The organism is Paenarthrobacter sp. NPDC089714 (assembly GCF_044748905.1).
Lineage (GTDB): Bacteria > Actinomycetota > Actinomycetes > Actinomycetales > Micrococcaceae > Arthrobacter.
In genome coordinates this window covers 131,953-143,456 of the sequence record NZ_JBIVGX010000002.1, presented here as the reverse complement: position 1 = coordinate 143,456, position 11,504 = coordinate 131,953, and the positions used below count along the sequence as shown (strand labels likewise).

General features: G+C 63.9%; 8 protein-coding genes. 4 read left to right on the top strand and 4 right to left on the bottom strand.

The annotated features are described in order from the left end of the window. Positions 1-12: 12 nt before the first annotated feature. The gene (locus tag ACIPY3_RS05195) at positions 13-447 is read right to left on the bottom strand and encodes a hypothetical protein (RefSeq protein ID WP_400330963.1); all 435 of its coding nucleotides are present in this window, start codon (positions 445-447) and stop codon (positions 13-15) included. Positions 448-662: 215 nt separating this feature from the next. Beyond that, complete coding sequence (locus tag ACIPY3_RS05190) at positions 663-2,750, bottom strand: hypothetical protein (RefSeq protein ID WP_400330960.1); 2,088 nt, start codon at positions 2,748-2,750, stop codon at positions 663-665. Positions 2,751-3,414: 664 nt separating this feature from the next. Here ACIPY3_RS05190 and ACIPY3_RS05185 point away from each other — a divergent pair. From ACIPY3_RS05185 to ACIPY3_RS05175, 3 genes are all read left to right on the top strand, one after another. Next, on the top strand, positions 3,415-4,293 hold the full coding sequence (locus ACIPY3_RS05185; protein WP_400330958.1) for an FAD-dependent oxidoreductase: 879 nt from the start codon (positions 3,415-3,417) through the stop codon (positions 4,291-4,293). Between the two features lie 105 nt (positions 4,294-4,398). Continuing rightward, on the top strand, positions 4,399-5,079 hold the full coding sequence (gene deoC, locus ACIPY3_RS05180) for a deoxyribose-phosphate aldolase (protein WP_400330955.1): 681 nt from the start codon (positions 4,399-4,401) through the stop codon (positions 5,077-5,079). 53 nt (positions 5,080-5,132) lie between these two features. Continuing rightward, on the top strand, positions 5,133-5,354 hold the full coding sequence (locus ACIPY3_RS05175; protein ID WP_387433475.1) for a hypothetical protein: 222 nt from the start codon (positions 5,133-5,135) through the stop codon (positions 5,352-5,354). A 60-nt stretch (positions 5,355-5,414) separates the two neighbouring features. Here the strand turns inward: ACIPY3_RS05175 and ACIPY3_RS05170 are convergent, their stop codons facing one another. After that, entirely contained in the window at positions 5,415-6,209 is a 795-nt protein-coding gene (locus ACIPY3_RS05170) for a metal-dependent hydrolase (protein WP_400330952.1), read from the bottom strand. Between the two features lie 4 nt (positions 6,210-6,213). After that, positions 6,214-9,837: a transcription-repair coupling factor gene (mfd, locus tag ACIPY3_RS05165; protein ID WP_400330949.1), complete on the bottom strand. Its 3,624-nt coding sequence runs from the start codon at positions 9,835-9,837 to the stop codon at positions 6,214-6,216. Positions 9,838-9,878: 41 nt separating this feature from the next. On the opposite strand from mfd, the gene ACIPY3_RS05160 reads away from it, so the two are divergent. Beyond that, the gene (locus ACIPY3_RS05160) at positions 9,879-11,471 is read left to right on the top strand and encodes an SDR family oxidoreductase (RefSeq protein ID WP_400330946.1); all 1,593 of its coding nucleotides are present in this window, start codon (positions 9,879-9,881) and stop codon (positions 11,469-11,471) included. Positions 11,472-11,504: the final 33 nt, after the last annotated feature.

Genomic DNA, 11,504 nt, shown 5'->3' with positions numbered 1-11,504 from the left:
CCCATGCCTGCGTCAACGGCGCAGGAGTTTCTTGCTGAACCTCGCGAACTTCCCGGGTTCCTTGGACGGGTCGATGATGGTGGGCTCCACGGAGAAGTCGGTTCCGCGGTCCGTGACCGGGCGGCGCCGGTTCTTCCAGTCCACAGAGTTGAACTGCGGGTTGTAGATGGGTGGGGTCACGCCTTCGGCGCGGAAGATGTCCCACATCCACGCGGGGATGTTATCGACGGTTCTTGGGTAGGCCAGCAGCTGCTGGGCCCAGAGCTCGGCCACGGCTGGTTCACCCCCGGGATACCAGTGCCCATCACCCATTTTCTGAAGGTGCTCTTCGTCAAAGACTTCCAAGCGTCCGGGCTGGTTGGGATGAAGTCGTATTTCTGCTGTCGTCCATGTCCCGCCACCCACTTTGTAGGTACGTGCCCGGACCTCCGCCAGCCAAACATTCATAGCTTCATTGGAAAAGTCTTCGTGGCTGGATCCCATGCTGCGTCGACCCGTCGCCGATTCCATCCATCCCCAGCCCATTGTGTCCGAGCCCCTGAAAATGACGATTCGAAAAACCTCCAAGGCGTCCCCTGCGAATCCGCCAGGTCCATACGCTTCTTCCCTAAGGCGCGCGAGACCCTGCACGACGAACGGATCAGCGGAAAGTGCATCGCTTGTCAATTAAGAACCTGCTTGCTTGATGTGGTGTTGTTGAACTGACGAATGATCTTGAGATCTGCGTCGAAATAGTACGTCAACTTTGTGGCCGCTGGCACCCCGGGCTCGGTTCCGGGAACCAACTCCATTTCCCACGTAAGATCCACAGCTTCTTCTGCGGTCAATTTACGCTTAACGGTGTTGATGACTTCCATCTCGACTTCGTGGAAGTTTTGTATGTCGTTGGGTATGCCCACACCGCGGTTTTGCCACATGTGTTGGGGAAAGATGCCGGCGCCTTCGCCGATGAAGCCCAGACCTGATGGTGCTGCGTGGCCCCCGTCGTAGCCGGGGCCTCCGAGGCGGCCCGCCTTGCGCTGTTGGTAACCGTTGCGGTTACTGTCTCCGACGAGTGTCGAAACAATGTGGCCCTTGGCTGAGGCGAGCTCAGCATTCTGGTCCATGACAAGAGTGAACGTGTTCTGGAGTCCACCATCCACTTCCACCACCACGTTGTAGGTGACGTTTGGCAGAGGCTTGTTCAGCTCAAGGGACCACGCCCCTCTGACGCCGCCATAAGTGTCGACGACCCTGACGGTGCCGGTGGCGTCGGTGTAGAACTTTTCCAGAGTGGGCTTATTGACGATCCCCTGGGAGTTCTTCATGAGGCTGCGGTGCTCGATGACATACTCGGTGAACGGCTTCAGGTTGGTTCGTGCCGCGAAGTTTTCCCTGCGGCTGACCGGGAAAAGTCCATCACCGTGCTTCAGGATGATGGTGTTCTCGATTCTGTCCGGTACGACGAAGTGGTCCGGGAGTACCGACGGCACAGCTGGATGTCTCGCACTGGTCCTGAGTGGTGGAACGAACGGGGGTGGGTTGTTCCCGCGAATGGCCGAGGCCCGGGTTTCCAACCAATTGGAGGCATGGTGGGTGCGGCCAGTCCGGGTGAGAGCTCCGCCCGGGGTAGGGAAAACGGCTTTTGGCAGTGAAGCATCTGCTGCGCGCAGGCCTTCGGCCAGCACGGAAAGTCCCTTTGCTGTCGCATCCTTGGCCGCCGACACAGCCTCTGTGGCGCCTGCCCGAGCATTGGTGACGAGGTTCCAGGTTCCAACGCGGGCCCTGGTGAGGGCGTCCTGGACTTTCGCCGTGGTGTTCGGCATGAGCAGGTCAGACACTTTCAGCGCCAAGGAGCCGGGTTTTTCGAGGAAGTCCGCGGTTTTCAGGAGCAGATGGGAACTGGCGGCGAGCTTGGCTGCGAACGCCGCGTATTTGGCGCTGTCGATCGTCGCGAGGGACAGGCGCCCTGCGGCCATCCCTGCTGAGGAGACGATTTTGGAGGCCTTAATTCCTGCGCCTGCTCCGGCGCCGAGGAAGAGGCTGGAGACGTTGAACACGGATGCCCCGGCTGCCCAGGCCGCGGTGGTCTCATTTTCTTCGAGGTGGATGAAGGCCGGGCCGATGGACGTGAAGAGGTCCCGGGCTTCCTTGACCTTGGGCTCTTCGCGTTCCTTGGTCTCCTCGTCCCGCCACGGAATGCTGGCTCCGGCCAAGGTTCCAGCGGCGCCGATGGTGGTGTTGATTCCGCCCCAGGCCAGGTCGCGTTTGATCGGATTCAGGGTTCCGCTCAGGGACCAGATGCCGTCCACGGTTTCGATAAACGCTGCGCCAATCCCTTGGAGAAGCCCCAGCCCGCCGTTGGGCCGGTAGGGAATGGTTTGGTTGCCCCAGGGTTGTTCGTCCTGGGGGCGGTCGATGCCGGCGTACGTTCCGGCGTCCCAGAGGAGTGCGTCCACCCAGTTCCCGAATTTCGGGTCCGGCCCGGTAGGTGCCGTGGCCGCGTACACGGGACCGCCGGAGATGACTGCAAGTGCTTGTGCGCAGGTGTTTTGGGCATTCAGGTAGTCGTCGTGGATGGCCTTGATATCGGTGGCGAGCCGCTCGCGCCGGGCGTTCAGGTCAGCGTCCCCGCTCCAGTGCTGGGTGACCGTGGTGGTGATCTCGTCGTCTTTGACGCGATGGGTGACCTCGATGCTGCTCGGGAATAGGGAAATGTCCGCATCCAGGGCGTGCACGGCCCTGCCGTAGGCTTCGAGCCGCTGTTTCAAGTCCCGGCACGTTGACGAAAAAGTCTCCAGAGCGGCCGCGGTGGAAGTTGCGGTGCTGTTTACGCGCTGCGCAGTGGGCGTCAGATGGTCAAATGCTGTCAGAACCGCGGCTGATTCCTCGGACCTGTAATGAACCGAAAGGTTCCGCCAAATCCCCGCGGTGTTGCAAAAGTCCGTCAGGTAATCTCCGGCCAGCTGCCGCAGCGACTTCACCGCATCATCAAGGGAATCAACCTCAGGCAAAGTGAACCCACCCGAAGGATTCAACCCCGACGAAGTGTCAACGGACGTCACAAGCGCTCCTGGAATAACAACCGGAATGGTCGTGACCGGAAGTGGTCACGTAGCCGGGGTCATTGTGAGCACACGAAAAACCGACTAGGTGGCAAAAAAGGCTCTCCCTAGACCAAAACAAGGGAAATTAGGTGGTAGAAACCCAAAATTAGGTGGAGCGGAAAATTATCTAGGTGGTGCTATCCACAGGGCCAAAATCCCGGATGCCCCACTGCGAACGCTGCGAATGTGACGTACGTTATTACCGCCCGGTAAACACCACGCTACGCAACAACCAAAGATGGCAACAGCGGTGAAACACCCGCGAAAAACCGGCGTCCTAGGCTGATCCCACAAGCACCGAACAGGTCATTCAGCGAAAGGGCCCACCATGTCCTCACCTTCCCTCCACATCGTCATTGCCGGCGCAGGTCCGGCCGCCCAGGCTTTGGTGCGGAGGCTCGCAGGCAAGGGTGGCCCACGCCCCCGGGATCACCGCACCTTCGAGGGCACCATCACGGTCCTCAGCAACCGCGACGAGTGCTCCGACGCCCTGCTGGAACTCGCTGAGCTGCCCAAGGTCTCGGTCCGCTTCGGCCAGGCTGCAAGCTACATCGACGTGGACGCCAAGATGGTGACCACCGTTGATGGCATGGAGTTCTCCTACGACCAACTGGTGATCGCTACCGGCTCGGCACCGTCGTTGCCCCCGGTTACCGGCGCCTACTGTGGCTTGAACTACTCCACCATTGACGACGCCGGTCCCATCGGCGAAGCCGTCAAGGACGTCACCCGGGTTGTTGGCCGCCGTCCGCTGGGCATCCTCGTGGGAACCGGACCCGCCGCCGGGCAGGCTGAGGCCGTGCTCCGGGCCAGGGGCGTCCGTCCCGTGCGCACCACGTTGCGGCCGTCCGCCGTCGTACCTTCCCTGGCCGGTTCCCCGCTGCCGGCCACCGGCATCCTGTTCGAGGATGGCAGCAGCATGAACGGCGACCTGGTGGTCCTGGCGGAGGAGCGCACTGCGCGCACCGAACTCGCCTCCAGCGCGGGCCTGGAACTGGCTCACGACGGCGGCATCGCCGTCGGGCGCGACCTGGCCACGTCGGTGCCGGGCATCTGGGCGATCGGCGACGCCGCGTCCTGCGACGGGTTGCGGTTGGGGCTCCTCCTGTCCGCGGAATCGTCGGCCATGTTGTGCGCTTCGGGGCTGTTGTCTGCCGCTCGTGGCGGCGCTGCCGCTGCTACGGCAGAAGTCCAGGCAGCCGCCTGACAACCTCCCGCCGGTGCCGGTGGCCTGTGTGGCAAGATGGTCCTTTGACGGGCAGTGACAACCCTGCGGCCACCGGGCCGGCCACGCCCGGCACGGAAGGATTCCATGAGCAACCAAGCCGGCATCGCCTCGTACATCGACCACACCCTGTTGAAGCCCGAGGCCAGCGAGGCCGACGTCCTCAAGGTGTGTGCCGAGGCAGCCGAGTACAACTTCAAGTCCGTCTGCGTCAATCCGATCTGGGTCAAGACCGTCAAGAAAGCCCTCAAGGGTTCCGGCGTCCTGACCTGCGCGGTGGTGGGATTCCCGCTCGGCGCGACGCCCAGCGACGTCAAGGCGTTCGAGGCCCGGGGCGCCGTGCTGGACGGCGCGGACGAGATCGACATGGTGATCAACATCGCCTCGGCCCGTGCCAATGACAAGGGTGCGCTGGTGGAGGACATCACCGCCGTGGCCGAAGCTGTGCACACGGGTGAGGCGATCCTGAAGGTCATCATCGAAACCTCGCTGCTGACTGACGAGCAGAAGGTCATCGCTTGTGAAGCAGCGGTGGAAGCGGGTGCCGACTTCGTCAAGACCTCTACCGGTTTCAACGGAGGCGGCGCAACAGCCGAAGACGTAGCCCTCATGCGCAAGACGGTCGGCCCCGAACTGGGCGTCAAGGCCTCGGGCGGAGTGCGGTCCCTCGCCGATGCACAGGCTATGATTGCTGCTGGTGCAACACGTATCGGAGCGAGTTCCGGAATTGCCATCGTTAAGGGTGAACAGGGTTCATCCGACTACTGAGGCTTCCGGCCGCCGCCACGGATTTGAGCCCTGCGGGGCCAAGGAGGAATGAATTGTCCAAGAACACTGCCCCGATTGAAAACGAGAACAACCTGGGCACGAGCATCGTGCTGTTCGTGGTCATGATCGTGCTCTTCCTCGGCGCCATCTACTCCCTGTCCTTCCTGACGCTGGACAACCCGTGGCCGATGGCCGTCTGCCTGGGCCTCTTCGCCCTGGCCTTCTGGATTCCGCAGACCGTCCTCGGCCGTTCGGACTCGGCCGGCGAGAACTAGGTCTTAAGCAACAAGGAAGGGGCACCCCAGCGGGTGCCCCTTCCTTGTTTAAGTGCGGGTTTACAGCGCCAACGCCGCCAGGACCGCCGGCCAGTGCTGTTGAGCCAGTCCCCAGGCAGCAGCGCCCATGCCCACCATCGCGTAGCCGCTGACGGGGATGAGGACCAGCCATTCGCGGCGTGATCCCGCCCGGCCCAGCAGCGGCAGGGAAAAGGCACCGTTGGGACGCCAGATCCCGCTGATGGCGGACTTCCGCAGGAACTTGGGCGGTTTGATGACGATCGGCCAGAGCAACGGCACACCGCCCACCGTAATCATGTCCCCCACGATGTGGACCACGACGCCGGTCAGCATGGACAGGGGCAGCCAACCCCACTGGGCCGGCGCGAACCAGGTCACCAACCCCGCCATCACCAGCGCGAAAAGCCAGTTGGTGATCCACCCGGACTTGGGGAACAGGTTCAGGGCCTTGGCTGCCAGGTTGATCATGAACATGCACAGCAGCCCGGCGCCCACCGACAACCTCCCAACGGGCGTGACCATCTGGAATTGGGCAGCCATCGCAGCCAACACCACGAACGCCGAGGCGCCCAGCAAGGAGTGTGTTCCCTGACGGTGCCCGCCGCTGGCCTTCTCGATACCCACGGCGATCGCGTTGGACAACGGCGGCAACGAATTGGCGATGGTGCTGTGCCGGTGGTCCCAGTCGCACACAAGCGCCGTTCCCGCCGTCGCCATGGCGCCGATCAGGATGCCGGTGGAATCCAGCGGGTACCAGCCCAGCGCGTACGGGCCGGTCGAGGCAATAGCGATCCACGCCGCGGCTCCCGTCGCGGCGTGGTGTCCTCCCATCATTCGTTTAGCCAGCCTTTACGGGTACATCGGTGAAAATTGCTTCGATCACGTTGTTGGCCCAGTCAAGGATCTCGGCATCCTGCAGGTCGCGGCCACCTATCCTTGCTGTCTTGGGCTTGGGGATCAGTACCGCGTCCAAGGCGGGCTTGACCTGCGAACCCGGGTACATGCGGTTGAGGCGCATGGTTTTCGATTCGGGCAGTTGCGCCGGCGAGAAGCGGATGAAGTTTCCTTGGAGCGCGACGTCGGACAGCCCGGCTTCGCGGGCACCCACCCGGAAGCGGGCCACGGCAATGAGGTTCTTGACCGGGAGTGGCGGCTCACCGTAGCGGTCCACGAGTTCGGCCAGGACCTCGTCGATGGCCTCGTTGGTGATGGCTGCGGCCAGTTTCCGGTAGGCCTCCAGGCGCAAGCGCTCTCCCGGAACATAGTCATGCGGCAAGTGCGCGTTGACAGGCAGCTCGATCTTCATCTCGGCGGCTTTCTCCTCGGCCTCGCCACGGTACTCTGCCACAGCTTCGCCCACCAAGCGGATGTAGAGGTCGAAGCCGACACCCTGGATGTGGCCGGATTGCTCGCCGCCCAGAAGGTTGCCGGCGCCGCGGATTTCGAGGTCCTTCATGGCCAGCTGCATGCCGGCGCCGAGCTCATTGTGCGCAGCCACGGCTTTGAGGCGCTCCAGCGCGACCTCGCCCAGCGGCTTCTCCGACGGGTACAGGAAGTAGGCATACGCCCGTTCACGTCCACGGCCCACGCGGCCACGAAGCTGGTGGAGCTGCGAGAGGCCGTACTTGTCGGCACCATCCACGATCAGCGTGTTGGCGTTGGAGATGTCCAGGCCGGTTTCGATGATGGTGGTACACACCAGCACATCGAAGCGCTTCTCCCAGAAGTCCACGATGATCTTTTCCAGGCGGCTCTCGGACATCTGCCCGTGAGCCACTTCCACCCGCGCTTCGGGAACCAGCTCGCGGATCTGCGCGGCAATCCGTTCGATCGAGGACACCCGGTTGTGCACAAAAAACACCTGTCCTTCGCGCATGAGTTCACGGCGGATCGCGGCGGAGGTCTGTTTGTTGGTGAACGGTCCCACGTAGGTCAACACGGGGTGGCGTTCTTCCGGCGGCGTGGCCAGGGTGGACGTTTCCCGGATGCCGGTGAGGGACATTTCCAAGGTACGCGGGATGGGGGTGGCACTCATGGCCAGCACGTCCACGTTGGTGCGCATCTTCTTGAGCGCTTCCTTGTGCTCCACGCCGAACCGCTGTTCCTCGTCCACGATGACCAGGCCGAGGTCCTTGAACTCGAAATCCTTGGACAGCAGGCGGTGCGTGCCGATCACCACGTCCACGGCGCCACTCTTGACGCCCTCTGCGGTCTCCTTGGCTTCTTTGCTGGACTGGAACCGGGACAATGGTTTGACGCGCAGCGGGAAGCCGGAGAATCGCTCGGTAAAGGTCTCATAGTGCTGCTGGGCCAGGAGGGTGGTAGGCACCAGGACAGCCACCTGTTTGCCGTCCTGGACGGCCTTGAACGCGGCGCGGACGGCGATTTCGGTCTTGCCGTAGCCCACGTCGCCGGACACCAGCCGGTCCATGGGGATCTCGCGCTCCATGTCCGCTTTGACCTCGTTGATGGTGGTCAGCTGGTCCGGGGTCTCCACGTAGGGGAAGGCTTCCTCAAGTTCCCGCTGCCACGGCGTGTCCGGGGCGAACGCGTGCCCCCGCGAGGCCATGCGGGCCGAGTAAAGGCGGATCAGTTCGCCAGCGATTTCCTTGACGGCCTTGCGGGCCTTGGACTTGGTGCTGGCCCAGTCGGCGCCGCCCATCTTGCTCAGCGCGGGGGTGTCACCGCCAACGTAGCGGGTCACTTGGTCCAGCTGGTCCGTGGGAACGAACAAGCGGTCCCCGGGGGCACCCCGCTTGGACGGGGCGTACTCCAGCACCAGGTACTCGCGCAGCCCCGAGTCGGACGCGGATGTTCCCACCACCTTGCGTTGGATCAGTTCCACGAACTTGCCGATCCCGTGCTGTTCGTGGACCACGAAGTCCCCGGCATGCAGCTGCAGCGGGTCCACGGCGTTGCGACGCTTGGACGGCATGCGCCGCATGTCCTTGGTGGAGCTCGTCGAAGCGCGGCCCAGCAGGTCCGCTTCGGTCAGGAGGCCCATCTTCAGGCCATCGAGCACAAAGCCACGCCCGACGGCGGCACAGGTCACCTCGATGATGCCTGGTTGCGGCTCGTCATCCAGGGAGTCAACCCGGGCACACGGAATATCGGCGTCATGGAACAGCTCAACCAATCGCTGCGCAGGGCCGGGACCGTCGGTCACCACCACTACGCGCCACTGGTCCCGGACGCGGGAACCAATGAAGTCGAGCATTTCAGCCACTTCGCCCTGGTAGCCGCGGGGTTCACGGGCATGGAGGTTGAGCACGTCAATGTCCAACACCAGGTCCTCGTCGGAGGCCAGTGAGGTGATGGACCACCAGGACACCTTATTCTCCAGGGCCGAAGTCCGGGTGTCCGTGAGCGAACGGAAACTGGCGGCATGCAAGTCGGTGGAGGCGCGGCTCAAGAGATCAAGGGGCGCAGCACCGCCGTCGGACGCTGTTGACCAAGCGGCCTCAAGGAACTCTTCGTTGGTTGCGGCGAGATCGTGCGCCCGGGTACGGACCTTCTCGGGTTCGATCACCACGGCCAGCGAGCCGGCGGGAAGTTGGTCCACGAACGGAACCATGGCATCCACCAGGACGGGGGCCAGGGACTCCATGCCTTCCACCGCGATGCCGCCGGCGATCTTCTCCAGCATGTCCGCTGCGGCAGGCATGTCCGCCTTCAACTTGGCCGCCCGGGACATGACCGAGGGCGTAATGAGGATTTCCCGGCACGGCGGGGCATGCAATTCGGTGGGGTGGTGGATTCCGGGGGCAGACAGCGAGCGCTGGTCGGCGACGGCGAACCAACGCATCTGGTCCACTTCGTCGCCGAAGAACTCCACGCGGATCGGGTGGTCCTCGGTGGGCGGGAAAACGTCCAGGATGCCACCGCGCACGGCGAACTCACCGCGATGCGTCACCATGTCCACACGGGCGTAGGCGGCGTCGGACAGGGCCCGGACCACCTCGGTGAAGGACCGCTCTTCGCCCACTCTAAGCATCACGGGGACCAGGTCGCCCAGGCCGGCGACGATGGGCTGGACCACGGCGCGGACCGGCGCCACCACCACGCGCAGGGGGGCCGCCGTCGAGCTTTCCGGGTGGGCCAGCCGCCGCAGGACGGAGAGCCGGCGGCCTACTGTGTCCGACCGCGGCGAGAGCCGTTCGTGCGGAAGGGTTTCCCAACTGGGGAATGCCGCCACGGATTCGGCGGGAAGGTAGGAGGCCAGCGCTGCGGTGAGGTCCTCGGCTTCGCGGCCCGTGGCCGTCACCGCGAGGACCACCGGACCCGCGGAGCCTTCGCCTGCCAGGGCGTCGGCCATTTCGGCGAGCAGCACGGAACGCATGCCGGTGGGACCACTGATCTGGTAATCCGTGCTCCGGGAGTCGAAGGGCCGCCTGGCCTCGGTGCGGACACGCGCAAAACTCTTGTCTTCCGCGAGTGCGCGGCGCAGACCGTTGAGGCTCATGGCTGAAACTCCTAGGGTGGATCCAAGGGCAGGCAACACAAATGCCCGGAAATTCAAAAGAATGCCGGGTTATTCCAGCCTACCCCTCCCTCCAGACCCAGGAGTTCCCTTTGCAGCCTTCCGTTCCCTCCCACAGCCGGACCGTCCTTGTCACCGGCGCCACCGGCTACATCGGCGGCCGACTGGTCCCCCGGCTCCTCGAGGCCGGACATCGCGTCAAGGTGCTGGTCCGTTCGCCACAGAAGATCAAGGATGTCCCGTGGCACGACCAGGTTGAGATCGTGCAGGACTCACTGGACGATGCCGCCGGCGTGGAAGAGGCCTTGGCGGGTGTGGAGGTGCTCTATTACCTGGTGCACTCCATGGCCTCCGGCAGCGGGTTCGAGGCCAAGGAGGAAGCCATGGCGCGGCTGGTCGCGGAGACAGCCAAGGCGGCGGGGGTGGACAGGATCGTCTACCTTGGTGGACTGCATCCGGACAACGAGCTGCTTTCCACGCACATGCGGTCCCGAGAGAAGGTAGGCCGGGTGTTCCTGGAGTCCGGCGTGGATTCCATCGTGTTCCAGGCCGGGGTGGTGATTGGTTCCGGCTCGGCGTCCTTCGAGATGATCCGGCACTTGGCGGATACCTTGCCGGTGATGCCTGCACCAAGCTGGGTCACCAACCGGATCGAGGCCATCGCAGTCAGGGACGTCCTGCACTACCTGGTCGCCGCGGCAACGCTTCCGGACAAGCTGAACCGGACGTTCGATATCGGTTCCCGGGATGTCCTCAAATACAAGGACATGATGAACGAGTATGCCCTGGAGCGTGGACTTCCCCGGCGGCTCGTGATCGCCCTGCCCGTCCCGGCACCCAAGCTCGCCGGGCTGTGGGTGGCACTGGTGACACCCATTCCCTTGTCCATGTCCTTCCCGTTGGTGCAGTCACTGCAGCACGATGCTGTGTCGCGGGAGCACGACGTCGACCATTACATACCGCAGCCCGACGGCGGCCTGACGCCGTACCGCCGCGCCGTCGCCCTGGCGCTGGGCAAGGAACGCGACGGCCAGGTGGAGACCACGTGGGCCAACGCCGGCATCGACGCCGATCCTTTGCCCAGCGACCCCGACTGGGCCGGTTACAAGGTCTACCTGGATGAACGGAGCTTCCACAGCGAAGCAAAGCCGGAACACGTGTGGACCATCATTGAGGGCATCGGCGGCAAGAACGGCTGGTACTCGCTCCCCTTGGCCTGGCGGGTCCGCGGCTGGCTGGACAAGCTCCAAGGCGGGGCCGGGCTGCTCCGCGGACGCCGGCACCCCAAGACGCTGGGCAGCGGCGAAGTGGTGGATTGGTGGCGGGTGGAGGCGATCGAACGAGGGCACCTGCTCCGCCTGCGGGCGGAGATGCGGGCACCGGGACGCGCCTGGCTGGAGCTGGCGGTGGAACCCGACGGCGGCGGTAGCCTTTACAAGCAACGCGCCATTTTCTTCCCTCGGGGACTGGCGGGAAGGCTGTACTGGCTGGGCGTCTACCCGTTCCACGGGTTCATTTTTCCGTCCATGGCACGCAACATCTCGGCGGCGGCTATTGCCCTGCAAGAGGAAGAGGCCGTGGAGCCCGGTTCAGGAGTGTCCACCGACACCCCGTAGGATGTTGGGGAGCTAAAAGAGCTTCAACACCAC

Excerpts from the sequence above, each read along its gene's own strand:
- ACIPY3_RS05195 (WP_400330963.1), bottom strand. The coding sequence starts at position 447 with ATGAATGTTTGGCTGGCGGAGGTCCGGGCACGTACCTACAAAGTGGGT.
- ACIPY3_RS05185 (WP_400330958.1), top strand. The coding sequence starts at position 3,415 with ATGTCCTCACCTTCCCTCCACATCGTCATTGCCGGCGCAGGTCCGGCC.
- deoC (WP_400330955.1), top strand. The coding sequence starts at position 4,399 with ATGAGCAACCAAGCCGGCATCGCCTCGTACATCGACCACACCCTGTTG.
- ACIPY3_RS05170 (WP_400330952.1), bottom strand. The coding sequence starts at position 6,209 with ATGATGGGAGGACACCACGCCGCGACGGGAGCCGCGGCGTGGATCGCT.
- mfd (WP_400330949.1), bottom strand. The coding sequence starts at position 9,837 with ATGAGCCTCAACGGTCTGCGCCGCGCACTCGCGGAAGACAAGAGTTTT.
- ACIPY3_RS05160 (WP_400330946.1), top strand. The coding sequence starts at position 9,879 with ATGCCCGGAAATTCAAAAGAATGCCGGGTTATTCCAGCCTACCCCTCC.